Annotated in this window: 20 protein-coding genes and 2 pseudogenes; 7 read left to right on the top strand and 15 right to left on the bottom strand. The window is 50.3% G+C overall.

Going from position 1 to position 26,028, the window contains the following annotated elements; translation table 11 throughout:
• Positions 1–4: 4 nt before the first annotated feature.
• A pseudogene (locus tag C3D30_RS14640) lies at positions 5–256 on the bottom strand (hypothetical protein); the annotation flags it as partial.
• Between the two features lie 148 nt (positions 257–404).
• Here C3D30_RS14640 and kptA point away from each other — a divergent pair.
• Entirely contained in the window at positions 405–971 is a 567-nt protein-coding gene (gene kptA / locus C3D30_RS14635; protein WP_105287045.1) for an RNA 2'-phosphotransferase, read from the top strand.
• Positions 972–1,010: 39 nt separating this feature from the next.
• Here kptA and C3D30_RS14630 read toward each other — a convergent pair whose 3' ends face one another.
• From C3D30_RS14630 to C3D30_RS14615, 4 genes are all read right to left on the bottom strand, one after another.
• Complete coding sequence (locus tag C3D30_RS14630) at positions 1,011–2,189, bottom strand: MFS transporter (RefSeq protein WP_016159460.1); 1,179 nt, start codon at positions 2,187–2,189, stop codon at positions 1,011–1,013.
• Between the two features lie 66 nt (positions 2,190–2,255).
• Complete coding sequence (locus C3D30_RS14625) at positions 2,256–3,113, bottom strand: SdiA-regulated domain-containing protein (protein ID WP_000166626.1); 858 nt, start codon at positions 3,111–3,113, stop codon at positions 2,256–2,258.
• 122 nt (positions 3,114–3,235) lie between these two features.
• Positions 3,236–3,460 (bottom strand): hypothetical protein, encoded by a 225-nt coding sequence (locus tag C3D30_RS14620; protein WP_105287044.1) that lies wholly within the window; start codon positions 3,458–3,460, stop codon positions 3,236–3,238.
• Positions 3,461–3,547: 87 nt separating this feature from the next.
• A complete protein-coding gene (locus C3D30_RS14615) occupies positions 3,548–4,828 on the bottom strand; it encodes a DUF445 domain-containing protein (protein ID WP_105287043.1) in 1,281 nt (426 codons plus the stop codon).
• A gap of 184 nt (positions 4,829–5,012) precedes the next feature.
• Between C3D30_RS14615 and C3D30_RS14610 the strand changes: the two genes are divergently transcribed.
• Positions 5,013–5,966 (top strand): Rpn family recombination-promoting nuclease/putative transposase, encoded by a 954-nt coding sequence (locus C3D30_RS14610; protein ID WP_105287042.1) that lies wholly within the window; start codon positions 5,013–5,015, stop codon positions 5,964–5,966.
• Between the two features lie 258 nt (positions 5,967–6,224).
• On the opposite strand, the gene C3D30_RS14605 is transcribed toward C3D30_RS14610, so the two are convergent.
• A complete protein-coding gene (locus C3D30_RS14605; protein WP_105287041.1) occupies positions 6,225–7,637 on the bottom strand; it encodes an aminotransferase-like domain-containing protein in 1,413 nt (470 codons plus the stop codon).
• 176 nt (positions 7,638–7,813) lie between these two features.
• On the opposite strand from C3D30_RS14605, the gene C3D30_RS14600 reads away from it, so the two are divergent.
• The 3 genes and pseudogenes from C3D30_RS14600 (at position 7,814) to C3D30_RS20640 (ending at position 10,168) form a co-directional block, all read left to right on the top strand.
• A complete protein-coding gene (locus C3D30_RS14600; protein ID WP_105287040.1) occupies positions 7,814–7,978 on the top strand; it encodes a DUF1127 domain-containing protein in 165 nt (54 codons plus the stop codon).
• Between the two features lie 96 nt (positions 7,979–8,074).
• A pseudogene (locus C3D30_RS20645) lies at positions 8,075–8,728 on the top strand (DUF262 domain-containing protein); the annotation flags it as partial.
• Between the two features lie 276 nt (positions 8,729–9,004).
• A complete protein-coding gene (locus tag C3D30_RS20640) occupies positions 9,005–10,168 on the top strand; it encodes a GmrSD restriction endonuclease domain-containing protein (RefSeq protein ID WP_105287039.1) in 1,164 nt (387 codons plus the stop codon).
• 47 nt (positions 10,169–10,215) lie between these two features.
• Here the strand turns inward: C3D30_RS20640 and symE are convergent, their stop codons facing one another.
• The 4 genes from symE to hsdR form a co-directional block, all read right to left on the bottom strand.
• Positions 10,216–10,557 carry an endoribonuclease SymE gene (symE, locus tag C3D30_RS14585; protein ID WP_105287038.1) on the bottom strand — a complete coding sequence of 114 codons (342 nt, stop codon included), beginning with the start codon at positions 10,555–10,557 and terminating at the stop codon, positions 10,216–10,218.
• A gap of 227 nt (positions 10,558–10,784) precedes the next feature.
• On the bottom strand, positions 10,785–12,128 hold the full coding sequence (locus C3D30_RS14580; RefSeq protein ID WP_105287037.1) for a restriction endonuclease subunit S: 1,344 nt from the start codon (positions 12,126–12,128) through the stop codon (positions 10,785–10,787).
• The gene (gene hsdM / locus C3D30_RS14575; RefSeq protein WP_105287036.1) at positions 12,125–13,714 is read right to left on the bottom strand and encodes a type I restriction-modification system methyltransferase; all 1,590 of its coding nucleotides are present in this window, start codon (positions 13,712–13,714) and stop codon (positions 12,125–12,127) included. Before hsdM ends, C3D30_RS14580 begins: the two co-directional genes overlap by 4 nt.
• A 76-nt stretch (positions 13,715–13,790) precedes the next feature.
• Positions 13,791–17,303: a type I restriction-modification system endonuclease gene (gene hsdR, locus C3D30_RS14570; RefSeq protein ID WP_105287035.1), complete on the bottom strand. Its 3,513-nt coding sequence runs from the start codon at positions 17,301–17,303 to the stop codon at positions 13,791–13,793.
• A 262-nt stretch (positions 17,304–17,565) separates the two neighbouring features.
• On the opposite strand from hsdR, the gene C3D30_RS14565 reads away from it, so the two are divergent.
• Complete coding sequence (locus tag C3D30_RS14565) at positions 17,566–18,300, top strand: Fic family protein (RefSeq protein ID WP_105287034.1); 735 nt, start codon at positions 17,566–17,568, stop codon at positions 18,298–18,300.
• Positions 18,301–18,342: 42 nt separating this feature from the next.
• On the opposite strand, the gene yjiA is transcribed toward C3D30_RS14565, so the two are convergent.
• From yjiA to C3D30_RS14540, 4 genes are all read right to left on the bottom strand, one after another.
• Positions 18,343–19,299: a GTPase gene (gene yjiA, locus C3D30_RS14560; protein ID WP_054249794.1), complete on the bottom strand. Its 957-nt coding sequence runs from the start codon at positions 19,297–19,299 to the stop codon at positions 18,343–18,345.
• Positions 19,300–19,309: 10 nt separating this feature from the next.
• Positions 19,310–19,513 carry a YbdD/YjiX family protein gene (locus C3D30_RS14555; protein WP_000467859.1) on the bottom strand — a complete coding sequence of 68 codons (204 nt, stop codon included), beginning with the start codon at positions 19,511–19,513 and terminating at the stop codon, positions 19,310–19,312.
• Positions 19,514–19,598: 85 nt separating this feature from the next.
• Positions 19,599–21,749: a pyruvate/proton symporter BtsT gene (gene btsT, locus C3D30_RS14550; protein ID WP_001309197.1), complete on the bottom strand. Its 2,151-nt coding sequence runs from the start codon at positions 21,747–21,749 to the stop codon at positions 19,599–19,601.
• Positions 21,750–22,163: 414 nt separating this feature from the next.
• Positions 22,164–22,706 (bottom strand): hypothetical protein, encoded by a 543-nt coding sequence (locus C3D30_RS14540; RefSeq protein ID WP_105287033.1) that lies wholly within the window; start codon positions 22,704–22,706, stop codon positions 22,164–22,166.
• 227 nt (positions 22,707–22,933) lie between these two features.
• Between C3D30_RS14540 and tsr the strand changes: the two genes are divergently transcribed.
• Positions 22,934–24,595 carry a methyl-accepting chemotaxis protein gene (gene tsr / locus C3D30_RS14535; RefSeq protein ID WP_000919637.1) on the top strand — a complete coding sequence of 554 codons (1,662 nt, stop codon included), beginning with the start codon at positions 22,934–22,936 and terminating at the stop codon, positions 24,593–24,595.
• Between the two features lie 49 nt (positions 24,596–24,644).
• On the opposite strand, the gene C3D30_RS14530 is transcribed toward tsr, so the two are convergent.
• Positions 24,645–26,006 (bottom strand): MFS transporter, encoded by a 1,362-nt coding sequence (locus C3D30_RS14530; protein WP_105287032.1) that lies wholly within the window; start codon positions 26,004–26,006, stop codon positions 24,645–24,647.
• Between the last annotated feature and the right edge of the window lie 22 nt (positions 26,007–26,028).

The following is a 26,028-nucleotide window of genomic DNA, read 5'->3' as shown; positions in this document are numbered from 1 at the left end:
CTTGTTAAACAATAATCTGCATAACCCAGATTGACAGCAATGCGTTAATCGCGCAGACCGTAATGATATGCAGATAGCATTTAGCATTCACTTCGGCTGTCTCCAGGCTGCGACCGACATTTTGCACCGGGTTGGCTATTAAATACATTGCGGGCAGTAAAACGGTGACATCATGGCCGGTTAACGCGCCTGCGGTCGCATGGCTGACAGCAACGCCGACTGCGCTGCCCATACTCATCAATGTGGCTAAAAGGACAGCGGTAGTCCCCACAACGTTTTTGTATCTGCGTGTTGCTACGTGTTTTTTGCAGAGTGGAAAAACAGGATTGAGTTGCAAAAAATTCATAAACCCAGTGACAATGACGTAGCTGAATAAAAACAGGAAATACAGGGAAGAAGACAAAATGGCAAAGTATGGCGAAAAAGAGTTGGCAGATACTAGTAAGTTTTTAAGTTTTGTCCTCCGACATAAACCAGAGGCGATTGGCATCGCGCTGGATCGTGAAGGATGGGCGGATGTCGATAAACTCATACTCTGTGCACAAAAAGTGGGCAAGCGGTTAACCCGTGCCTTACTGGATGTCGTTGTCGCCACTAGCGATAAAAAGCGTTTTAGTTATTCGAATGATGGTAAGTGCATTCGCGCTGTTCAAGGGCATTCGACCTCGCAGGTCGCCATTGCCTTCACCGAAAAAACACCGCCACAATTTCTCTACCACGGTACGGCAAGTCGCTTCCTTGAGGTGATAAAAAATCAGGGATTGATTGCTGGGGAGCGTCATTACGTGCATCTCTCTGCTGATGAAGCGACAGCTCGCAAAGTAGGAGCCAGACATGGATCGCCGGTTATCTTAACCGTCAAAGCCGAAGAAATGGCGAAACGAGGAATACCTTTCTGGCAAGCGGAAAACGGGGTCTGGCTGACAGCAACTGTTGCGGTTGAGTTTCTTGACTGGCAAGGGAAATACTGAGGCGCTCTTCTCTGGTATGGTGGGGAGAAAAATCCCCCCTTATGAAGTCGCCGTTTGCAGCTTAAATAATTGCACTGTGCTGATGAGCGCGGCAACAAACAGCGCCGCTGCGCCACAAAGCGTGGAGTTGGCGAGTGCCGACGTTCCGTTGCCGAGCATACTGGTCAGCGCCGGGCCGAGAATTTGCCCGATGCCATAAATAAGCGTCACAAAGCCTAACAGGTTGAGATTTCCCGGCACACTAAGCTGGCGGGCGATGGTCATCACCAGCGAGGTCGTGCCCATAAAGGTGCCGCCAAAGCCAATACTGCTGATGATGAGTAATAAAGGAGAGCTGCTGGCGAGGGTTAACAGCACGCAGATAGCCTGTACCAACAAATTCGCCGTCAGGCAGGGTAACGCCCCCCAACGTTTTGCTGCCCACAACCAGCCAAAGCAGCCTGGCACAATCGACAAGCCGACCAGCGTCCAGAGATGGGCGGTCAGTAATGGCAGGCCAGCATCTTTCGCCATGAGCGGCAGATAAGTGGCAACGATGATATAACCAAAACCCGCCAGACCGTACAGAATAGCCAGCAACCACCAGCTCATGGGTTGTTGAGTGGTTTTTGCTAACGGCGTTGGCGCGATGGTGTGTTTTTTCGAAGGAAGCAAAAGCGCCAGTACAATCAATATCATGCCAGAAAGCGCCCCGGCACCTTGCCATAGCGTTTGCGAGGAGAGGGAAAAATGCAGCCCAGCCAGCACATATTCATTGCCTAGCGCGATACCAACACCAACGCCAGAAAACAGTGCCGCAAGTACAAAAGGATGGCGGGTATGTTGCATGATGAGCGTCGAGCCGAAAATCAACATCCCGGCGCTGGCGATGCCTGCCAGAAAGCGAATCAACAACACCAGAATAAACGACGGCAACCACGCCATCGCAAGGATCAACAATCCGGTTGCCAGGGCGCAAGCCAATAAAAACGGGCGCAGACGTGAGGGTAAATGAAATGCGCCGAATGAAAACAACAGGCTTCCAGCCAGATACCCAGCGTAGTTGCCGCTGGCAATCCACGACAGTTCGCTAAATGAAAACTGCCCCTCCGCCAGCATAACTGGCAGCATCGGCGTATAAAGAAAGCGACCTAACCCCATACCTAAGGTCAGAACCAGCATCCCGAAAAGCGCGGTGCTGAAGGAAAAGCGTTCTACGGGATGCGATGACGGGGACATGTTTTACCTTGCTTGTCTTTTTGTTGTTAACAAGTTAATAACAAAAAGGTGAAACATGCCAGTCTGTTAATGTGATGATGTAGGGGTAAAGCGATAAAAACGATTCGGTTCGCCAACGATATAAATATTGCCAGAGGCATCCATCGCAATCCCTTCAGCCTGTTTGATGTTATGTGACAAACCCCGGCTGCCTTTGGTTAGTGACATTTCACCGATAACCTCACCAGCCAGCGTCACTTCCTGCAGTGCGCGTGACTCATGAGACAGTACCAGCAGCGTATTTTTTTGTTGGTTAAATTCTGCGCCGGACACATCATCTAAAGTAAATTGACGTTGTAGTTCCTGGTCTTTGCTGATGTGCAATTCATTGCTACTTAGTAGCCCGTTAACTTTGTAGACCTCAATCGGATTTTTCTCTTTAAAAAACCAGAAAGTGTGATCCTGGCGAGAATAAGCCAGCCCTTCAAAACCACTATTGGTTGGCGTTTTCTGCAACGGAATTTTTATTTTTTTGAGGATTTTCACTTCTGAATTTTCATTAAGTGAAATCACATAAATGGCATAATCGCGTTCATCACTGATGACGAACTTATTATCACCAATATATTCGATAGTCTCGAGATCTTTCACAAAATCCAGAGGAATGGTGCGGAGCAAATCCCCATTAGTGGTCATTTCAACAATCGCCGCAGGCTTATTGATAGTGCTAAACAGGGTATTACTCTGCGCAGACCAGGTCAGTGAGGAGATATTATTCGTTACACCTGCAATCTCTTTACCATCAATATTAACGTGGTAATTTTGAAACCCTGCGGGATAACTGCTTTTGCGCGCGCAAGATTGCACGAAGAATACACACACTGCGACAATGGCAAAAAGAATAATAATGCTGATACGTTTACTTAACGAAAACCTTTTTGTCATGGCATATCCATCCAACAAAATCAATAAGATATCGATAAGTATACGTAGTGATCTTAATGAATCCTTAACGCGGAGCCAGATCGTAATGTGCAATGCATTTCCAGTTGCTGTCTTTCTTTCCATTACTGACGAATGCGGGCAGTCATCGCATTCAGTTTGTTGCGCAATGACAAAGATTGCGCAGGTTCTTGCTCCGCTTCTTCGGTAGTTTCAGCTGAGGTGGAGCAACCGCACCGCAGGCCGTTAGCATCTTCTGCGGAATAAACGTGCAGTAAGTGCCGACCAGCGGAATGACGCACTTTGGAGAACTGCTCGAAAATGGCGGGCAGAACGGTGACAAATGGCATGATTTTCCTTCCCCGTACACGGGAGACAATGAAAAAGGCCGCATTATTACCATGATTTAAGTGTGCTTTATTTGTTTTATCTCGCGGTTAAAAATTGCCGAGGGGTAACAAAGTCGGGATTTGCGATAAAAGATACAGTATCAATCCAATACAACCACCAACCAGTGTACCGTTGACGCGGATAAACTGGAGATCTTTGCCGATATTTAACTCGATTTGCCGCGACATATCCCGCGCATCCCAGCTTTTCACCGTGTCAGTAATGTGGCGCGTCAGGAATGCCGAAAACTCTGGTGCGACGCGGTGCGCAGCCTGTTCGAGATGACCATTTAACGACGCCCGCAAGGCATCATCGGCAATTAACGTCTCGCCAAACCATTGACCCGCCCGCGCGATACGTTCCTTCACGCGAGAATCTTCGCTATTGATATCGGCCTTCAACCATTCCCGCAAATCCCCCCACAATTCACCGAGATAGCGGTTAAACGCTTCATCTTCTTTCAGATACGCTTTGATATTGTCGGCGCGCGCCGCCATTTCCGGATCGTTTTTCAGCTTATCGATCAGCGCAAAGATAGCGCGATCAAACGCATGGCGGATCTGATGCGCGCGATCGCGGCTGATATCATCAAGCAAAGAATTAACTGCGTCAGAAACCAGCTCTGCGCTATGTTCACCCAGCCATTCAGTCGGCAAAATTTTCGCTTTCAGCGGATGTTCGCTCTCCAGCCAGCGGACGATCTGTTGGGCGATAAATTTGCGTGATTTATCGCGCTGGAGCAGGGCGATCAGTTGTGCGATCAGAGTATCCAGCAGCACCTGATGACGATCGTTTTTGGTCATGCTCTCCAGCATTAACGCACTGGTGCCGGAAAGATCCACTTTATCAATCGCCCGATGCACCGCGCGCTTAAGCAGACGCTGAATACGTGCATCATCGGTCAGTTCGAGAAAACCACTCATGATCTGCAAAAGATGCTGCCCAACGCGGTGGGCATTTTCCGGCTGACTAAACCAGTTGCCGATTAACAATGCCGGTTCATGACGACGAATCAACGCCACCAGGGATTGGGTATCGAGAAATTTTTCCTGTACGAACTGCCCGAGATTTTCGCCAATCCGGTCTTTATTACGCGGGATAATCGCCGTATGGCGAGAAATAATCGGAATCGGCACGCGGCGAAACAGCGCCACCACCGCAAACCAGTCAGCCAGAGCGCCGACCATTGCCGCCTCCGCAATCGCCTTCACGCCGCTCACCCAAAAATTGGGGGGCAAAAAAAGCGTAACGATAAAAGTCGCGGCAGCAACGAGCAGTAAAGAGAGCGCCAGCATTTTGGCGCGTCGGAGTTCAATGATTTTATTCATATCGTAAGAATAGAGCCTGACGGCAGGTTCACGCAAAAATCGAGACGCCTTCCAGAAAAATGTATCGCTTGCAGGAGAACAAAAATAGCCTGGAAAGCGCCTCGGGGAATGGGAAATTACCGGATGTGAGCGGAATTAGGAATCGCTAAAGTCGGGCTATCTCTTCAACAGGTGACGGATCGCCATGACAAACTTCACGACCAGCACGCCGCATGACGCATTATTTAAATCTTTTCTCACGCACCCTGACACCGCGCGGGACTTTATGGAGATCCATTTACCAAAAGGTTTACGTGAACTGTGCGATCTCGATACCTTAAAACTGGAATCAGCCAGCTTTGTCGATGAAAAACTGCGGGCGCTGCACTCCGATATTTTATGGTCGGTAAAGACCCGCGAAGGCGATGGTTATATCTACGTGGTGATTGAACATCAGAGCCGCGAGGATATTCATATGGCCTTTCGGCTGATGCGATATTCCATGGCGGTGATGCAGCGTCATATAGAGCATGATAAACGCCAGCCGCTACCGCTGGTTATTCCGATGCTGTTTTATCACGGTAGTCGTAGTCCTTACCCCTGGTCTTTGTGCTGGCTGGACGAATTTGCCGACCCGATTACCGCTCGGAAACTTTATACCGCCGCGTTCCCGCTGGTGGATATCACTGTGGTGCCGGACGATGAGATTGTGCAACATCGCAGAGTTGCCCTGCTGGAGCTGATCCAAAAGCATATCCGCCAGCGCAATATGATGGGGCTGATTGATCAACTGGTAGCATTACTGGTTACAGAGTGCGCTAATGACAGCCAGATAACCGCGCTGTTAAATTACATTTTACTGGCTGGTGATGAAGCGAGTTTTGAAGAATTTGTCAATGAGCTTGCCAGGCGAATGCCACAACACAGGGAGCGAATCATGACGATTGCAGAGCGAATACATAATGCGGGATGGCTGTTGGGAAGGGAAGAAGGGAGGATCGAAGGCAAAGAAGAAGGTAAAGAAGAAGGGGAACAGCGTCTTCTCCGGTTGTTTTTGCAGAATGGTGCAGATCCTGAATGGATACAAAAGATTACCGGACATTCATTAGAGCAAATACAGGCATTAGGTCAGTCTTTGCCTGACAGTTACCGCGATTAAGGGATCGAATAATAATCAGAGACTGATGACAAACGCCAAACTTCCTTATGTGCTACGCTTAACAGGCTTATATAGCCCATGCAATATATTGAATTTGCAATATTTTGTATGCCGGATAAGGCGCTCGCGCCACATCCGGCATGAACAAAGCGCACTTTACCTAAGCCATACTGGAACGTAGCGATGTTGCTATAGAGACAAAACGAGCCACAAGCTATTCGTCAGAGGAAATTTAGGCGCGTCGTCACGATTCCGTATTTATTCCATTGCCCGATACACTGCCTCGCCAATTTGCTTTAGTGCTTCGCGGTAGGTTTCGCTGAGCGGCAAAGCGCAGTTGATGCGCAGACAGTTTCGGTATTTACCGGAAGCTGAGAAAATCGAACCTGCCGCCACCTGGATTTTCATGCGGCACAATTGCCGCGCGACGCAGACCATATCGACCTGTTCAGGCAATTCTATCCACAGTAAAAATCCGCCTTTCGGGCGCGTAATACAGATTTCGCAGGGAAAATATTCCCGTATCCAGCAGGTATAAAGCACCATATTGCGCTGATAGTTCTGCCGCATCCGCCGGATATGGCGATGATAGTGACCTTCCAGCACAAACGTTGCTGCCGCCATTTGCGTGGACGGTACATTAAAGCTGCTGGTGGCATATTTCATATGCAGCAGTTTATCGTGATAACGCCCCGGCGCGACCCAGCCCACGCGCAGGCCTGGCGCAATGCTTTTACTGAACGAACTGCACAGCAGCACCCGACCATCGCTATCCCATGAATGAATGGTACGCGGGCGCGGATATTCCGTTGCCAGTTCGCCGTAGACATCATCTTCAAAAATCACAATATCATGACGCTGAGCGAGAGAGAGAACGGCTCGTTTGCGCGCGTCCGGCATAATAAATCCCAGCGGATTATTACAGTTTGGCACCAGAATGATGCCTTTAATCGGCCATTGTTCCAGCGCCAGTTCCAGTGCTTCAACGCTGATGCCTGTTTCTGGATCGGTTGGGATTTCAATCACGTTCACGCCTATGCCACGCAGCATCTGCATCGAACCGTAATAACAGGGCGATTCAACCGCGACAATATCGCCCGGTTTACACACCGCCATTAACGCCAGCGACATCGAGTTATGGCAGCCGCTGGTGATAATAATGTCATCGGCGGTGACCACCGAGCCGCTGTCGAGCATCAGGCGGGCAATCTGCTCGCGCAATACCCGCTGACCGGTTAACGAATCATAGCTGAGAACGGTTTGCAGATTATGCTGCACCACCCGGCTAAGCTCCCGCCAGAGCGGTTTCAGGCTGGGCGCCTCGACATCCGGCGTGCTTTTACTGAACGGAATAACAGAACTATCGCTATGCGCTTTCAGCATATCCAGCACCTGATCCCACTGGGTAATTTCCACCGGACGTTGCACCGGACGCGTCATCGGCGGCACTGGCGGCTGGGCTTTATGTTGCGCGACAAAATAACCCGAACGCGGCTGCGGGGTGATGAGCTTCATTGTTTCGAGCGTCTGATACGCCTGCTGCACGGTACTGATACTGACGCCGTGCTCCTGACTTAAGCTGCGCACCGACGGCAATTTCTCCCCGTGACGATACAGCCCCTGCTCAATCCGCTCGGCAAGTAGAGTCGCCAGATGTTGATAACGCGTCATGCTGTATTCCTTATATGAACCATACAGAGAGAAAAACCGGTACAGATGAGGCTAAAAAACCGGATGCAGATGCTGTTTTAACCTGTCTGTATGTTAAATAAAAGTAATATTTGCATCTGTATTGTGAACTGCCAGAAGGCGGATGATTAAGCCTCTGAAAGATGAGGAGGCAGCAGATGGAATTTCACGAAAACAAAGCCAAAGCGCCGTTTATTGGACTTGTGCAACTCTGGCAGGCGGTGAGGAGTTGGTGGCTGAAAAAGCAGACCCGGCGAGTGTTACAGCAAATGAGTGATGAGCGGTTGAGGGATATAGGGTTACGCAGGGAGGATGTGGAGTGAGGGGACAGTTCGTCGCGGATAAACAGGATTTCTCTATAACCTCCACAAGGAAGTGTTTATTATTGTGAAATCATCGCTTCACGGAAAGACGTCAGAATGAAAGCAACAGAAGCCCGTTTACTCGATTTTTTAAAACGTTCGCAGCAGTTTGTTATTCCCATTTATCAACGCACCTATTCATGGACAGAGCAACAATGTCGGCAACTTTGGGACGACATCATTCGTGCCGGAAAGCGTGATGATATATCAGCGCATTTTATCGGTTCGGTTGTTTATATAGAGCAGGGGTTGTATCAGGTTTCCGGTATTTCTCCGTTGCTGGTCATTGATGGTCAACAGCGTCTGACGACCGCAATGTTGCTGATTGAGGCTTTATCGCGCCATCTTGGCGAAGAAGAAGTTTTTGATGGCTTTTCGGCAATGAAATTGCGTAATTATTATTTACTCAATCCTTATGAGTCCGGTGAGAAAGGATTTAAATTACTGCTGACCGAGACCGATAAAGACAGTTTGCTGGCGTTAATAAAACAAAGACCAATGCCAGAAAACTATTCCCATCGAATAATGGAAAACTTTACTTTCTTTGATGAGCAAATTGCCAAACTCGGTGATGACTTGATCCCCTTATGTCGTGGGTTAGCAAAGTTATTAATTGTCGATGTTGCGCTTAATCGTGGTCAGGATAATCCGCAACTGATTTTTGAAAGTATGAATTCCACCGGTAAGGCGTTAAGTCAGGCCGATCTGGTGCGCAATTTTATTCTGATGGGCCTCGAACCAGAGCATCAAACCCGGTTGTATGAAGATCACTGGCGTCCAATGGAAGTCGCTTTTGGTCAGCAAGGTTACAGCGAATATTTTGACAGTTTTATGCGTCATTATCTGACGGTAAAAACAGGGGAGATCCCTCGGACAGATGAAGTCTATGAGGCATTTAAACTACATGCCCGCAGCCAGAGTGTTGCTGAAAAAGGTGTAGATCGGCTGGTTGAAGATATACACATCTACGCGGAGTATTACTGTGCAATGGCATTGGGTAAGGAAAGTGACAAATCGCTTGCCACGGCTTTTCAGGATTTGCGCGAGTTAAAGGTCGATGTTGCGTATCCTTTCTTACTGGCGCTTTATCATGACTATAAAAATGGCGTTTTGTCTCACGAAGATTTCCTGCGCATAATTCGTTTAATTGAATCTTATGTTTTCCGCCGTGCAGTGTGTGCAATTCCGACGAATTCTTTGAACAAGACGTTTGCCACTTTTTATAAAGTCATTAATAAAGAAAAATATCTGGAAAGCATTCAGGTACATTTTATGAACCTGCCTTCATATCGTCGTTTTCCCAACGATGATGAATTTAAACGGGAATTAAAAGTTCGCGATCTCTATAACTTCCGCAGTCGCAGCTACTGGTTACGACGACTGGAAAACGATAAACGCAGAGAGCGCGTGGAAGAGTTTACGATTGAACACATTATGCCGCAGAACGAAAATCTGTCGGCTAAATGGCGCGAAGAGCTGGGAAGCGACTGGCAGCGTATTCATAAAGAATTGTTGCATACGTTGGGGAATCTCACTTTAACGCGCTATAACTCCCGCTACAGTGACAGACCTTTCGCGGAAAAACGCGATATTGAAGACGGCTTTAAGCATAGCCCGCTCTATTTGAATATCGGTCTTGGACAGTGCGAAAAATGGGATGAAGCCGCCATTCGCGCCCGAGCCGATCGTCTGGCCGATCTCGCAGTTCAGGTCTGGCAAGCGCCTTCTCTTCCTGAAGAGGTTTTAGCTGTTTATCGGGGGCAGCCGGAGAACAAAACCAGTTACAGCCTGAATGATTTTCCTTTCCTTGCTGATGGTTCGCATAGCCGGGTGTTATTCGATCATCTTCGCGATGAAGTTATGCGCCTGGACGCAGGGATCACACAGGAAGTTTTAAAGCTGTATATTGCGTTTAAAGCGGAAACGAATTTTGTTGATGTTGTACCGCAAAAAAGCCGACTGCGGTTGTCGCTTAATATGCAGTTTCATGAACTGGTCGATCCGAAAGGTATTGCCAAAGATGTGACAAATGTTGGGCGCTGGGGCAATGGCGATGTGGAAATTGGTTTCAGCGACCTCACACAACTTCCTTACATTATGGGATTAATTCGTCAGGCATTTGAAAAACAGATGGAGAGCACGTTGGTATAACGCGGCGAATAATACCCGGTAGCACTTGGCGCTACCGGGTCAATCTATCAGGCAACTTTCTGTTTACCCGCAATCACCCCAATAAATTCCTGCACCTGCTTTTGTTTACGTGCTGACAGCTTGCACACCTGGCGCAGCGACTGCATCAGTTCGCTCTCTTCGGGGGCGGGTGGTTGGGCGGTGAGGACAATACAGCCTTCCATCACTTTGACATCTACCGCCGTGCCGGTGGCAAAACCGGCGGCTTCCAGCCACTGACCTTTCAGGGTGATGGCAGGAATACGGCTGTAATCCGGGTAGCGACTCGCATAACTCACGGTTAATTGACGGTTATTTGCCGGGGAGACTTCTGCTTCGAATGATTCTGAAATAGAATGCGTGTCAGTCATGATTACTATTCTCGTGAAATAGGGATTGTGATGAGCGGTGCGGGTGTGCGCCAACACACCCGCACCGCGCTAAATACCTGGATATATCATCAGTAAACACAGGGAAAGTCCAGCTAAAAATAGAATAAAATGGGCAATTTCTGGAGGGGTTTAAATATATTTATGTGGGTTATGATTGGCGTGAAATAATAAAAAGCGCACCGGAAAGGTGCGCCAGAAAATAATGATCAGGATTTTTTGCGCGAGGCTTTTTTACCCCCGCTGGCTGCGCGCTCGGCTTTGATTTTTTCCAGCAACGCGGCGGCGCTGTTTTCTCCACTGATCAAATCCGGGTTTTCGGCCCGCCACTGGGCGGTAAGTTCACCACGGAACGCTTTTGCCAGGATGGATTGCGTCAGGTTGTTGACGCGGGCCAGGGCGTTGTTGACCTGTTTTTCTATGGTGTCGGCGTAGGCGAAGAGTTGCTCGACGCGGCGAACGATTTCGGCTTGTTCGGGGATGGATAATAACTTAAATTTAAATTCTTTTACATCACGTATATAGATCGCTTGTTGCGCCGTAGCACCAGAGGCTGAGACTAATTGTTTTTGTCCAGAGATATTATTGAATACTAATTTCATAAAACTAGGCAACACTATATTTTTATTTAGTTTTATGAGTAGAACACTTCCCATGAGGCAAAACTTAGTATTAATTGATACCAAATGCGTTCTGCCTACAGTTGCACCTCTACTTACAATTAAAATATCATCTTTTTCAGGTGAACATCTACTCAATGCTTTATCCGCGGTTTCTTTTGATAAATATTTAACATTATCAAATAGTAATTCATTTTCTTGTACATCTTTTGCTGACAGTAAAGGTATACCGGCTTCAACTGTCTTAGGTGTTATATGTTCCCCATCAGTTATTTTTTCTGCAACTTCGACAAGTTTAACAATGTTGTCAGACTCCGGAGATTTTTCATTGGTTATTGATAAAGCACTTACAAGCACTGCCTGACGAAAACGTTTCAGGATTTGCGGAATTTGCTCAAGACGTGCTTTGGTGCTGTCTACCTGCGCCAGCAGCGTATCGAGTTTTTCAGCGATGATTTTTTGTTCGGCAAGTGGAGGAATTGGTACTATAAGCGTGGATAATTTTTGAGCATTTACATTTTGTAATGCATTTCCAGCCGACATAGAGGCAAGCTGAACCCAATAGTTGCCGGACTCTAAAAAACGCTTCAAGTAAAGCTCTGAAATATTATCAAAAGGTTTGAATCTGATCAGGTACGAAGCAAAGACAGCATTATTCGGTGGGTTTTTTACTAAAAAACTAAAACCTACGGAACCAGCCCGGGATATAACAATATCTCGATCTTGAAGCTGATATTTAAGTATATCATCAGGATTTTGCAAACAATAAGGTACAGTGGACCAATCCACAGTACCTTTAGTAATATCTGTAGTTCTTAAAAATTTTACATTACCTGTAAAGCTCGACTTAGTTGTATAACCATATTGTGGTTTACTACATATTTCAGAAAGGTAGGTTTCAACCCACCCCTCCGGCAATTTCCCCGCACTCATTCCTTCACCCCACCAAACGCTTCTTCCAGCAACTGACGCTGTGCATCCGCTTCATCGCTCGCCCCCAGTTCACGCATCAGCGCATCCAGTTCACCCAGCGCCTGTACCAGTTCGCCCATCGCTTCTGCCGCTAATACATCCGGCTCCGGTAGGTTGTCGGCATCAATGCTGTCTTTATCTTTCAGCCAGGAGATATCCAGCGAATCGGATTTCGCGGTGCGGATCCACTCGCGGCTGAACTTGCGCCAGCGGCTGGTAGCCAGATGCTGATCGGTGTTTTTGTTCTCTTCGCTGTCGGCAACTTCCGTCTCTTCGGCGTTAAAACTCCATTCACCTTCAGTGCGCGGGCTTAAGCCGTGCGGGTCTTCGCCAAACACGCGCTCAAACGGCTGCAGATGCTCGTCGGTAAACGGCGTGCGCTTGCCGAAGCTCGGCATATTGGTACGCAGGTCGTACACCCACACGTCATCGGTACAGTTCTTATCCTGATTCGGGTTCGCCACCGTCCCTTTGGTAAAGAACAGCACGTTGGTCTTCACGCCCTGCGCGTAAAAAATACCGGTCGGCAGACGCAGAATGGTGTGCAGATGACACTTATCCATCAGGTCACGACGAATGTCGGTGCCTTTGCCGCCTTCAAACAGCACGTTATCCGGCACCACCACCGCCGCACGACCGCCGGGGTGCAGCGTTTCGATAATATGCTGCATAAAGCACAACTGTTTGTTGCTGGTCGGGTGAACAAAGGTGCGGGTAATGTTGGTGCCTGCGGCGCTGCCAAACGGCGGGTTAGTAGCGACAATATGCGCCTTCGGCAGGTTTTCACCGTCGCTGCCCAGAGTGTTGCCCAGACGGATTGCGCCGCCGTGGTCGAGGTTGCCTTCAATATCGTGCAGCAGGCAGTTCATCAGCGCCAGACGACGGGTGCCGGGCACCAGTTCGAGGCCGATAAAGGCGCGGTGGATCTGGAAATCCTGCGTATCGCCATCAAGGTCGTCCAGATCGTTAGTCTGCGACTTAACGTAGCGGTCAGCTTCAATCAAAAAGCCCGCCGTACCTGCTGCCGGGTCCTGCACCACTTCACGCGGCTGCGGTTTCAGCAGATGAATAATGGTTTTAATCAGCGGACGCGGGGTGAAGTACTGGCCCGCGCCAGACTTGGTTTCGTTGGCGTTTTTCTGCAACAGCCCTTCGTACATATCGCCGAAGTCATCGCGCGACTTACCGTGCGCACCGTTGTACCAGTCCAGCGAATCCATATTTGTGACCAGTTCGGTCAACTGTTTCGGCTGGGTAATGGTGGTGTTGACGTTCTGGAACACCGCCTGCACCAGCTTTTGATTGTCGGCGCCCAGATGTACCAGCAGGTTACGGTAGAACTGCAACTGCTCCTGGCCGATGCGGGATTTCAGGTCATCCCAGCGGTAGCCTTCCGGAAGGTACTCCTCTTCCTGTCCGGTCTCTTTACACATTTTCAAAAACAGCAGCGAGGCGAGTTCATTGACGTAGTTTTGATAGGAAACGCCGCCATCGCGCAGGTTGTCGCACAGCTTCCAAAGCTTGGCGACCAGATCGTTATTGTTCATTGTGAGTTCCGTAAATTAAGCAGCGGCCCAAATTTATCGGGCCGCAGAAGAAGAAATTGCCGGGAATGATACCGTGTCAGGCGAGCTCGTCCCAGATGTAATCGCTGAATTTGCCCAGCAAGGTATCGAGATTATCGTCAAAGGTTCTTTGCAGCATCGCCTTCCCGCCGCGACGGTGGAAGTTGCCGGTTTTGAAGACATCGTCGTCGAGCACCACTTTTTCTTTCAGCGCCTGCGCTAAACGATCGAGCCAGCTTAATTGCTCGCTGCTCCAGTCGTTTTCGCCCTTAATGCGCGTAAGCGCGTGATCGACACGTTCCTCAAACGGTTTCAGCGCATCGCCCACCGCAGCGCGGCGAATATGACCAATCAGCCGGGCGGCGATATCTTCATTACGCGTCTCTTTCCACGCTTTGCGCAGGGAAGATTCCTCAAAGTGCTGTCGGTCAAACCACTCCTGTAGCTCGACCAGCCCTTTACGGGTGAGATCGCGCGGGCGATTGATCACCGCCTGCAACGCCGGTTGCGCGTTCGGGGAACGTTGCACCAGCGAGTCAAAGGCTTCGAGGAAATCCTGCGGCGTGTCGTAATCACCGTACAGCGATTTTACGCTCACCACTTCATCGTCAATATCGAGGAAGATCGGCGCATCATTCAGGTTGTTGATGTCGGTTTTCAGCTTTTCCAGACGGGCGATAAAGCCAGGCAGTTTGTTAAAGACTTCGGCGCTCCGGTGCGGCCCTTTTTCCCGCAGGCGCGAGGCGAAGCCGTTAAAGTTAACCCCCGCCGCGTCCTGGCATAGCTCATCCAGACGACGCACCTGTTTATCTATCGTTTCGCTGCGGTCACGGTTAAACGTGGCCAGGCCGATGATGCGCTGGAGCTTCGCCACCAGTTGTTCATGGCTGTGCTCGGCAAAACTGCGGCCATCCGCTTCGGTTATTTTATAGGTTTCCGAATCGGTAATTTCGTTGACCAGCGTTTGCAGTTCCACCTTCGGACGCACCACCACCGGACGCATGGTGTCGACGCTCTCCAGCGTGCTGTAGATATCGACGCAGTCGAAAATCTTAAAGCTGGTTTTATTCACGTCCGGGCATAAGCGCGTGGCGCGGCCTTTCATCTGCTCGTACAGAATACGGCTGCGTACTTTACGCAGGAACACGATGTTACAGATCGACGGAATATCGACGCCGGTCGTCAGCAGGTCGACGGTTACCACAATATTGGGCAGCCGCTCTTTATTGAAGCGGGTGATCATGGTCTGCACTTTGCGCGCGTCTTTATCGGCATCACCGGTGATCTTGATGATCGCGTCGTGCTCCAGTTGCGGATACTTTTTCTTGAACGCAGTACGCAACTCTTCCACCACCATATCGGCATGGGCATTGGTGACGCAGAAGACCAGCGTTTTTTGTGACCCGGTCGGGTCAAGGTAGTTGGTGAGTTCGTTACAGACGGCGCGGTTAAACGCCGGGATCACCAGGCCACGGTTAAAGTCGGCGACCTCAAAATCCTGATCGTCTTCCAGGGTGTCGTTGATCACTTCCCCCTGCGGGCTGATGCGCTCTACCTGTTCGCCTTTGGAGAGATAAACCCCTTCCTGCGCGTTGCGGGTGATGATCTGAATCGGCGGATCCTGGTCGATCAGAAAACCGTCGATAACTGCGGTACGGTAGGTATAACGGTAAACCGGCTCACCGAAAATCTGCACCGTATGCAGCGCCGGGGTGGCGGTGAGGGCGATTTTTACCGCATCGAAGTGATCGAGAATGCGACGATAGGCAGAAACGTAATCCAGCTGGCTGCGGAACTGCAGCTCTCCTTCGGTCTGCTCTTTATCGAGAATATAGCCGCGATGCGCTTCATCGACGACGATACAGTCGTAACGAGCCACCGGCATCGGTTCATCCGATTGCAGGGTGCGTTTCACCAGCGACTGTACGGTGGCAACGTGAATTTTGGTGCTGTCTTCCGGGAATTTATCCGTCAGCCCTTTAATATCGAAAATGCTGTTGAAGGTGTCGCCGTTAATACGCGTATCTTCAAACGCGCCCAGCGCCTGCTCGCCAAGAGAACGGCGATCGACAAGGAAGAGAATGCGTTTAAAACGCTGGGACTGGATCAGGCGGAACATCATGGCGATTGCCGTACGAGTTTTACCAGTACCCGTCGCCATCGCCAGCAGGATCTCTTGTTGACCCTTGACGATTGCCTTTTCTACCGCGCGGACGGCATCTTCCTGATAATAACGCAGGCCCAGCTCGCTCATGCCAGGGTTATCGGCAAACCACTGATTCTGTTTTTGCGGTTCGCTGCCGAGCATTTCCAGCAGCTCTTCCGGGCGATGCCACTCGGGTAAGGCTTTCGACATATTGCGGGTATCACGCACGTCGCGATACCAGATGCCACTTTTAGTCTTCATCGCTGCGCGGTATTCGCGCCCGTTGGTCGAGTAGCAGAAGGGGATTTTAAACCGTTGTTTGCCGCTGGTATCCTGCCAGCTGATTTCATACTCCGGCACCGCTTCATGCACTTCATCCGGTGAGTAATGTTCAAGCAAGGTTTCCCGCAGGAAGCCATTATCGAAGCATTTACTGTAGCGATACGACTCATTGAGCTTGCCGGGAACGTCGATATTTTTACGTTTCGCTTCTACCACCGCGATGGGTTTGAGGCCGACAAACAACACATAATCCGCAAAGCCCTGTTTACCCGTTTCATCTTTCCCGGTCGGCCATTCGGCAATGGCTTTGTTGACGCCGGGTTCAGGGCGTGCGCCTTTGGAGAAGCGCAGGGTTTTGCTATCGGCCTGCCAGCCTGCTTTACGCAGTTGTGCATCAATCAGGAAGCGGCTCTCTTCTTCGCTAAGGTTGAGCGTGCGCTTGATGGCCTGATCGGTAATTTCTTTGTGGTAAGCCTTACGTTCCTGTTCGGTCTGTTTGGCCAGTTCCGCGTTCTTCTCGGCGAGCTGTGCTTCCAGTGCAGCAAGGCGAGCCTGGGTTTGCGCTTCTGTTTCCTGCTGTTTGCCTTCCAGAATGGCGATATAGCCGTTCAGGGCAACCAGCTTCTGCTGTTGCGCTTCGACTTCTGCCTGAGTCTGCGCTTTTTCTCGTACCTGCTGTTCAAGCTGTTGTTTTAGCGTCAGCACTTCCTGGTGATAGAGGTTTTCACCACGTTCCGGCAACACAAACACCGGCACCGGGAAGTCATAATCTTTGGTGACCAGACGGTAGTACCAGACAGCCAGGCGGAACCCGAGTCGCAGGCACATCTGGGCATCGTCGAGATCGTTATGATATTCGTGCACTGCCTGGTTACCAATGCGGCGTAATTTGTGGAATACAGAGAGGATGTTGTCATCAACGAAGGCGATTTTGCCGAGTTCGCGCAGGAGATCGTGTTGATTCTCACAAGGGGGGATGTTGAGTAACAGACCAAGATGTTTCGCTGTGGCTTCGCCAAACATACGCATTTTAATCAGCGTCGTGTTGGGATCATCCGGGTAGTTATTTTCCGCCGCACAGGCGATGGCATAAGTGAAGTCGTTGACGCCCTTCAGGAATTCAAAATTGGATTTATTCATCATTGTTATTAATCCATTGCTGTGTGGGCCTGTCCAAATATTTAAGGCCCATAACATCTTATCTTAGCTTTCTGTACCTTTCCGGGCAATGACCGGAGTCACAGCAACTGACTAATTTCTAACGTGTTCGTCTATTTTGGTAGTGCTATAGTAGTCGCAATAACGACTCGTTTTTCTGGCCGGTGTTTCTTTACGTTTTTTGAAGGTGCTGAAGCTGGATTATTTTGAGTAAAAAACAGTGAACCATGCAATCAAGGATCCTCTAGTGACAACCAAACTACTGGACCTGAGCTGGAATGCAAATGCCATCCCGGCGATGCAAATTGTCGGTACGCGCGCGGCATTGTTTACCTTCAAAACGCATATGGCGGGTTTTGTCTGGGATGCCGCGCAACTGGAAAATAACCCTTATACCTTTGTTGAAGTTAAAACGCTGCTCGATGGCGTCACCGTTGGCGGGCACAAGGTCAGTGATACTGAGCAGGTGCTAAACCTGGCGGACAGCGCGAAAAAGTTGATCGAGCTGGTGCAGTCAGGCCGTTTTGATCTCGATAAAAAAACGTTCACGTTATTGCACGGCATTATTGCCCGCAATGAGGCGCCGGAGTGGGGCATTTTTCGCGGCGAAGGTGAAGAGTTGCATTACAATGCGCGCGTTCACCTCGGCGAGTTGGGCACCCATTTTCCTCCTGCTACCGAAGCGGGCGCACCAGAGCTGAACCGCATTTTTGCTGAGGGTGTCGCGCATATTAAAATGCTTCCCCCGTTTGAAGGCGCGCTGGCGATGTTCCTTTTCGGTGCCTACTATCAGTTTTTCTTCGACGGTAACAAGCGCACCAGCCGCTATATGATGAATGGCTGGTTAATGATGCACGGCTATAATCCAATCAGTATTCCAGCAGCGAAAGCCTTGGAATTTAACAGCAAAATGGTACGCTTTTATCACAGCAAAGACGCGACGGAGATGATGGCGTTTTTGGTGGAGTGCTATCAGCTCTGAGTAGACGCCGGATGCGGCTGCGCCTTATCCGGCCCATAAACCCTACTTCCTCAACCCCGCAAACGCCGCCCGAATCTCATCCTCCGGCAACTGAATCCCGATAAACACCATCGTGCTATGCGGTTTTTCATCGCCCCACGGGCGGTCCCAGTCGGCGCTGTAGAGGCGCTGGACGCCCTGGAACAGCAGGCGGTTAGGTTCGCCGTCAATCCACAGCATCCCTTTGTAACGCAGCAGTTTATCCGCCGACTCCAGCAGCAGGTTTTCCATAACGCGGGAAACTTCGCTGATATCTACCGGGTAATCCAGTTCCACCACAATCGACGAAATATCGTTTTGTTTGTCCGCGATAAAGTGGAAGCGCGGTTTGGCGCTGACGACGTTCTCTTCCAGCATAAAACCGTTGGTGTTGAACAGCAGGCCCAGGTCGATGTCGCCGTGGGTGACGGTGTAGACCGGTGCGCGGGCGTTGATGCGCGCCAGGCGTTCACGCAGTTTTTCTGCTTCGCCTGCGACGTCGGTTTTGGTCAGCAGAATACGGTCGGCGTAGCCAACCTGGGACTGGGCGATGGTGAACTGGTTCATCTGCTCATCGGCATGTACCGCATCCACCAGCGCAATCACGCCGTCCAGCAGGTAACGCTGGCATAAAATCTCATGAGAGAAAAAGGTCTGAATAATCGGGCCGGGATCGGCCATGCCGGTGCATTCAATCACCAGACGGTCGAACTGAATATTGCCCTTGTCGAGATTGTCCAGCAGGTCGAGTAGCGCGTCCTCCAGCTCGTTGGAGCGCGAACAGCAGATGCAGCCGTTGGTCAGCGTTTTGATCTGCGTGGCGCGGTCGCCAATCAGTTGATCATCAACGGAGACTTCGCCGAATTCGTTTTCAATCACGGCAATCTTGTAGCCGTGTTGTTCGTTAAGAATATGGCGCAACAGGGTGGTTTTGCCCGCGCCTAAAAAACCGGTGAGTAGGGTAACTGCAATCGGGTTCATGCTCTCTCCATTAACAACAGCGCATACCGCCTTTACCATCGCCGCCGTAGCGCGCGTTCTGGCGTTCGCGGAAGAATTCTTCATAGCTCATGTACGGCTTGTCGGGATGGTTGGTCTTCATATGCTCGACGTAGTTGTCGTAGTCTGGAATGCCAATCAACATCTTCGCCGCCTGGCCGAGATATTTTTTTGCCTGTCCTAAGTTACCAAACATTTTGCCTTCCAGATATGCGTAAAGCCCGGAAGGTCCGGGCTGGGGATTTGCCGGATGCGGCGTACACGCCTTATCCGGCAACCGGTTAGTGGTGCGAAGAGATCTTCACGCCGCCTTCCGGGATTGGAACGTACGGTGTTTCTTTGTCAGTACGTTTGTCGCTGTTACGCACCTTCAGCCAGGTTTTGAAACCGTAGAAGATGATGCTGTACACCACAATCAGGAACAGAATACTCAGGCCTGCGTTGGTGTAGTTGTTCACAACGATGTGGTTCATGTTGGCAATCTGCTGCGCCGTCAGGTCAGTACCGTTAGCAATCTTCTCTTTGTACTGGCTTGCCATGTAGAAGAAGCCTTCCATCTGCGGGTTGGTGCTGAACAGTTTCAGACCCAGCGCCCAGGTGGTGCAAATAAGCAGCCATACAGCCGGAACAACAGTTACCCAGATGTATTGGGTACGCTTCATCTTAATCAGCACAACGGTGCCCAGTACCAGCGCCACGGCTGCCAGCATCTGGTTAGAGATACCGAACAGCGGCCACAGGCTCTTAACGCCGCCCAGCGGATCGACCACGCCCTGATACAGCAGGTAGCCCCACAGACCCACACAGCCCGCCGTACCGATGATACCGGCAACCAGAGAGTCGGTTTTTTTCAGGAACGGGATGAAGTTACCCAGCAGGTCTTGCAGCATAAAGCGGCCAGAACGCGTACCGGCATCCAGTGCGGTCAGGATGAACAGGGCTTCGAACAGAATACCGAAGTGATACCAGAAGCCCATGTCAGCCATCGGCAGCACTTTGTGGAACACGTGTGCGATACCTACCGCCAGCGTCGGCGCTCCACCTGCACGGTTCAGGACAGAAGGCTCACCAATGTCTTTCGCGGTTTGCAGGATCTGCTCTGGCGAAATCACGAAGCCCCAGGAGCTGACGGTTGCTGCCGCGTGTGCGGTAACGTCTTTCAGCTGCGCCATGATGATCGGCGCGTTCTCGCCACCCATTTCATGCAGGTTAGGCATGGTGATGCCGAGACCCGCAGGCGGGGTGTTCATCGCGAAGTAAAGACCCGGTTCGATGATGGACGCAGCAACCAGCGCCATAATCGCCACGAAGGACTCCATCAGCATTGCGCCGTAGCCAATGAAACGCGCGTCGGTTTCGTTAGCCAGCAGTTTCGGCGTCGTACCGGAAGAGATCAGGGCGTGGAAGCCAGATACCGCACCACAGGCGATGGTGATGAACAGGAACGGGAACAGAGCGCCTTTCCACAGCGGGCCAGTACCGTCAATGTACTGGGTCATCGCAGGCATTTTCAGTTCCGGGTTCAGTACCACGATACCCAGCGCCAGGCCGACGATAACGCCGATTTTCAGGAAGGTTGCCAGATAGTCGCGAGGTGCGAGGATCAGCCACACTGGCAGCAGTGCAGAAACAAACGCATAGCCAATCAGCGCGAAGGTAATGGTGGTGTCTTTAAAGGTCAGTGCCGGACCCCAGTACGGGTCGTGAGCAATCACGCCGCCGAAGTAGATAGAGGCAACCAGCAGCACGATACCAATGACAGAGACTTCACCTACACGCCCCGGACGGATAAAGCGCATGTAGATACCCATAAACAGCGCAATCGGTACGGTTGAGCAAACGGTGAAGACACCCCACGGACTTTCGGCCAGGGCTTTAACCACAATCAGCGCCAGGACGGCAAGGATGATGATCATGATTAAGAAACAGCCAAACAGCGCGATAGTCCCCGGTACTGGTCCCATCTCTTCTTTGATCATCTCACCGAGAGATGCGCCGTTACGGCGAGAGGAGATAAACAGCACCATAAAGTCCTGTACCGCACCGGCCAGCACTACCCCCGCCAGCAACCACAGCGTGCCAGGCAGGTAGCCCATCTGTGCGGCGAGAACCGGACCGACCAGCGGACCAGCACCGGCGATAGCGGCGAAGTGGTGACCAAACAACACGTAACGGTTGGTCGGAACATAGTTCAGACCGTCGTTGTTAATAACCGCAGGCGTCGCGCGTGTGGGATCGAGTTTCATCACCTTCTGAGCGATGTACAGACTATAGTAGCGATACGCCACCAGATACACCGACACAGAGGCGACCACGATCCACAGGGCACTGACGTGCTCCCCCCGACGTAATGCAACTACCGCGAGGCAGAATGCACCGATGATTCCAAGAATCACCCAGGGTATGTGCTTGAATAGTTTTTTCGTATCCATAGTAAAACCTGGCATTTTACTCGTCGTCTTTTGGCTTACTGGTGCGGCAGCTACATTCGCTCCCCCAGTCACTTACTGTTGTAAGCACCCGGGGATTCACTCACTTGCTGCCTTCCTGCAAACCAAAATCCATAGAGTAATTTGTTAATCATAGGCCGAAGCCGTTCTAGGTTTGCGTTGCGTTTGAGGAGGTAAATTGACCGCTATCCTGCAGTGATGTTGCCAGAGTTACGCGCGCGTAAAGTAAGGTAAATAACTGAGTGGTTATATTAGGGACGTAAGCGGTCAGTTTTGCAGTTGAGCGGTATTGGGCGAGGTTTATGAAGGCTATTTATGTGATATTGATCACAACCGAAGCGATTTTTAGCCCTCGGTTGTGTTACTCATATAAAAATTATATTCACGCTATAAATATTAAATAACAATATAGCAATATGGTGTATTATTTATTTCTTTAAGTAAAACGTGTTTTTTACGAGATTTAGTAAGGTGAAATTTCTCATCTAAATAACTGTCGATGAGATAATCCAGTCTTTCCCTGTCTATCATGGGGGTGATGCCCAGGGTCCAGAAACTACGCAAATCAAGTTCAGAACGTTTAATTTTGGCACTTTTCTCTAAGTCTGCGATCATATTTTTAACACAACTAGTCGCGTCTCTGTTTTGTTTTATTTCAAGTGCGATATAGCTATCTTGCGTCCAGCCTTTTTTACGTAATAAGAAATCTGTGCGTAGTGTGGGGCGCTGGGGATTTCTGCGCTTATCACAGCAAAGTGTTTGTTCTCGCCACCATTCATGGCCTGTTGAGCAGAGCATATTGGCAAATTCAACCTGAAGCCACACTTCCCAACCAGTGATATTGTTTTGGTCAATAATATTAAGTTTTTGACAAATATCCTCACGTTCAAAAAAGAGATGTAATAGCGTTGAGAGATGATCGAAGTCACGGTTTAACATTTCAGATGTCCTTTCTTAAAAATTCACATATAGAACATATTTCGTTCAAAACAGATACAGTTAGTGTGAAAAAAATAAGAAAGAAAAATGTATCAATGAGTGGTTATTGTATTTTTGAACAAAAATAAAAAAGTGAGATAAATTTAACCAGTTTCAGGTCGCTACCTATAAAGTTTTCTCATTCCAGGCCGAAAATCCTGCTATCGGTCAACAGGAAAAGAGAAACCATGTTAAAACGTATCAGGATCGTGACCAGCTTACTGCTGGTTTTGGCCGTTTTCGGCCTTTTGCAACTGACATCAGGCAGCCTGTTCTTTAACGCTTTAAAAAAGGACAAAGAAAATCTCTCCGTCTTACAAACCATTCGCCAGCAGCAATCTACGCTAAATGGCAGTTGGGTTGCGTTGTTGCAGACGCGTAACACCCTCAACCGTGCGGGTATCCGCTACATGATGGATCAGAACAATATTGGCAGCGGTTCGACCGTCGCCGAGCTGATGCAGAGTGCCACTATTTCGCTGAAACAAGCGGAAAAAAACTGGGCAGATTACGAAGCATTACCGCGAGACTTGCATCAGAGCACAGCGGCTGCCACGGAGATCAAACGTAATTACGATATCTATCACAATGCACTGGCGGAGCTGATCCAGTTGTTAGGGGCGGGCAAAATCAACGAGTTTTTTGACCAACCTACTCAGGGATATCAGGACGGTTTCGAGAAGCAGTATATGGCGTACATGCAGCAAAACGATCGTCTCTATGACATCGCCGTCACCGATAATAATGCTGCCTTTAACCAGGCAATGTGGGTGCTGGCTGGTGTGCTGATTGTCGTACTGGCGGTTATCTTCGCCGTCTGGTTTGGTATTAAAACGTCGCTGGTGGCGCCGATGAATCGCCTGATCGACAACATTCGTCATATTGCTGGCGGCGATCTGGTGAAACCGATCGAGGTAGATGGCTCTAATGAAGTGGGGCAACTGGCAGAGAGTTTGCGCCATATGCAAAGTGAACTGGTACGTACCGTGGGTGATGTGCGTAATGGTGCTAATGCTATCTATAGCGGAGCCAGCGAAATCGCTACCGGTAATAACGATCTCTCTTCACGCACTGAGCAACAAGCCGCTTCGTTAGAAGAGACGGCAGCCAGCATGGAGCAATTGACTGCGACAGTGAAACAGAATGCCGAGAACGCGCGACAGGCAAGCCACCTGGCGTTAAGTGCTTCCGAAACGGCACAACGTGGCGGTAATGTGGTCGATAGCGTGGTACAAACCATGCGCGATATTTCCACAAGCTCGCAGAAAATCGCCGATATTATCAGTGTCATCGACGGCATTGCTTTCCAGACGAATATTCTGGCCTTAAATGCGGCGGTCGAAGCAGCACGCGCGGGTGAACAAGGCCGTGGTTTTGCGGTGGTCGCGGGAGAAGTGCGTAATCTGGCTCAGCGTAGCGCCCAGGCGGCGCGTGAAATTAAAAGCCTGATAGAAGATTCGGTTGGCAAAGTGGATGTCGGATCGACACTCGTCGAAAGCGCCGGGGAAACTATGGCGGAGATTGTCAGCGCCGTGACCCGTGTGACCGATATCATGGGCGAAATTGCCTCCGCTTCAGATGAGCAGAGTCGCGGTATCGATCAGGTTGGCTTAGCGGTTGTCGAGATGGACCGGGTAACACAACAGAACGCTGCGCTGGTGGAAGAGTCTGCCGCTGCTGCCGCCGCGCTGGAAGAGCAGGCCAGCCGCCTGACTGAAGCTGTGGCTGTATTTCGTATTCAGCAAGAGCAACAGCGTCAGCGCGAAGCGTTGGCGGTAAAAACGGTGGCACCGATGGTGTCGCGTAAAGCGGTAGTGGCTGATAGCGGGGATAACTGGGAAACGTTTTAATTGCCACAAAAAATGCCCGATAAGCGATGACTTATCGGGCAAGGGGAGATTACTCTTTATGCGGATCGCTAATGGGTTGATGTACCATGAAGATGTACGCCAGCGCGCCTGCTGCGGTGACGCAACCGCAGATGAGTAGCGCCAGACGGAATGAGTGAGTGGTATCGACAATAAAACCGGTAATAATCGGTGCTAATGAGGCACACATGAAGCTGGCAAAGTTCTGGATACTGCCCACTGACGCAGCCATGCGAGAAGCGACCGCTACGTGAACCAGCCCCCAGCAGGAGGTTCCAGCAAAGTGAAGGCAGAACAGCGCCATGCCAATCAGCAGAACCGCACTCATGGGGGTTGTCGCTTGCGGTACTACCAGAGTAAAGGCGGCTGAAATGAACATCCCGGTAACAATACAGAGCTTACGGTTCTTAATCGGCTTCATCCCGCCTTTGACCAGCCAGTCGGTCACATATCCGTTGAGTAGCATCCCGATCCCACCAAACAGGAAAGGTATTGCTGCCATCAAGCCCGTGCTTTTTAAATCCAGGTGATAGACTGTTTGCAGGTAACCTGGCAACCAGGCAATGTACAACCACCCCGCATAGTTCATACCACTGAAACCGAGCATCATTCCCCACATTGTGCGGTTACGAAACAGGCTGCGCCATTCGGCAAAAGTGAGTGGGTCGCGGCGGGTATTGACGCTACCGGCGTTGAGATAGGTTTGTTCAGCGGCGGTCAGCCCCACCTGCTCGCGGTTGCGATAGAACATAAACCAGGCGATGGCGAGAAAAATGCCCAGTAAGCCGATGGTTATAAACATCCCACGCCAGCCGATGGCCAGCATTATCGCTGCCAGAATCGGCGGGCTTATGGCAATACCAATGACGGAGGCCGCGTTGAAAAAGCCCATCGGGCGTCCACGTTCTTTGATGTTGTACCAGTCGTTAATCACTTTAACACCGCACGGGTTCATGGGAGCCTCGCCGATCCCCATACCTATGCGCATCAGCACGAACTGCGCCAGGCTGTGCACCATGCCAGACATTGCCTGAAACAGCGACCAGACGATCATCCCTAGCCCCAGCATCAGGCGTGGGCCTTTGCGGTCCAGCAGTATGCCTGCGGGCAATTGCGCAATCCCGTAAGAGAGAGAGAACACGGAGAGTAAAGCGCCCATCTCGGTGGCGTTTAACCCCAGTTCTCCACGAATAGTTACATTCGCTACCGACAGCGAACTGCGATCGAGAAAATTTATTACCGCAGCAATAAATAATAACAACATGGCGGTGGTTTGAATGTGTTTAATTCGTGGACTGCGTTGAATTAATCCATTTGGTGGCACGGGGATATCTACCGACGACGTTGAGCGAAAGGAAGATTGCGGATCGAGGGTAATATTTTCTTTTTCCACGCCGAACTCCTGTATCTATAAT

Origin of the sequence: Escherichia sp. MOD1-EC5433, assembly GCF_002966005.1 — a bacterium.
In the GTDB taxonomy this organism is placed as follows: Bacteria; Pseudomonadota; Gammaproteobacteria; order Enterobacterales; family Enterobacteriaceae; genus Escherichia; species Escherichia ruysiae.
This window is presented reverse-complemented; position numbering and strand designations above follow the sequence as displayed.

What these genes read in the sequence shown, in the direction of transcription:
- C3D30_RS14620 (WP_105287044.1), bottom strand. Translation starts at nt 3,460, where the DNA reads ATGCCATTTGTCACCGTTCTGCCCGCCATTTTCGAGCAGTTCTCCAAA.
- C3D30_RS14555 (WP_000467859.1), bottom strand. Translation starts at nt 19,513, where the DNA reads ATGTTTGGTAACTTAGGACAGGCAAAAAAATATCTCGGCCAGGCGGCG.
- hsdR (WP_105287035.1), bottom strand. Translation starts at nt 17,303, where the DNA reads ATGATGAATAAATCCAATTTTGAATTCCTGAAGGGCGTCAACGACTTC.
- C3D30_RS14610 (WP_105287042.1), top strand. Translation starts at nt 5,013, where the DNA reads ATGACAAACTTCACGACCAGCACGCCGCATGACGCATTATTTAAATCT.
- C3D30_RS20640 (WP_105287039.1), top strand. Translation starts at nt 9,005, where the DNA reads ATGGCATTGGGTAAGGAAAGTGACAAATCGCTTGCCACGGCTTTTCAG.
- btsT (WP_001309197.1), bottom strand. Translation starts at nt 21,749, where the DNA reads ATGGATACGAAAAAACTATTCAAGCACATACCCTGGGTGATTCTTGGA.
- C3D30_RS14540 (WP_105287033.1), bottom strand. Translation starts at nt 22,706, where the DNA reads ATGTTAAACCGTGACTTCGATCATCTCTCAACGCTATTACATCTCTTT.
- C3D30_RS14630 (WP_016159460.1), bottom strand. Translation starts at nt 2,189, where the DNA reads ATGTCCCCGTCATCGCATCCCGTAGAACGCTTTTCCTTCAGCACCGCG.
- C3D30_RS14600 (WP_105287040.1), top strand. Translation starts at nt 7,814, where the DNA reads ATGGAATTTCACGAAAACAAAGCCAAAGCGCCGTTTATTGGACTTGTG.
- C3D30_RS14625 (WP_000166626.1), bottom strand. Translation starts at nt 3,113, where the DNA reads ATGACAAAAAGGTTTTCGTTAAGTAAACGTATCAGCATTATTATTCTT.
- C3D30_RS14615 (WP_105287043.1), bottom strand. Translation starts at nt 4,828, where the DNA reads ATGAATAAAATCATTGAACTCCGACGCGCCAAAATGCTGGCGCTCTCT.
- C3D30_RS14605 (WP_105287041.1), bottom strand. Translation starts at nt 7,637, where the DNA reads ATGACGCGTTATCAACATCTGGCGACTCTACTTGCCGAGCGGATTGAG.
- C3D30_RS14580 (WP_105287037.1), bottom strand. Translation starts at nt 12,128, where the DNA reads ATGAGTGCGGGGAAATTGCCGGAGGGGTGGGTTGAAACCTACCTTTCT.
- yjiA (WP_054249794.1), bottom strand. Translation starts at nt 19,299, where the DNA reads ATGAACCCGATTGCAGTTACCCTACTCACCGGTTTTTTAGGCGCGGGC.
- kptA (WP_105287045.1), top strand. Translation starts at nt 405, where the DNA reads ATGGCAAAGTATGGCGAAAAAGAGTTGGCAGATACTAGTAAGTTTTTA.
- symE (WP_105287038.1), bottom strand. Translation starts at nt 10,557, where the DNA reads ATGACTGACACGCATTCTATTTCAGAATCATTCGAAGCAGAAGTCTCC.
- hsdM (WP_105287036.1), bottom strand. Translation starts at nt 13,714, where the DNA reads ATGAACAATAACGATCTGGTCGCCAAGCTTTGGAAGCTGTGCGACAAC.
- tsr (WP_000919637.1), top strand. Translation starts at nt 22,934, where the DNA reads ATGTTAAAACGTATCAGGATCGTGACCAGCTTACTGCTGGTTTTGGCC.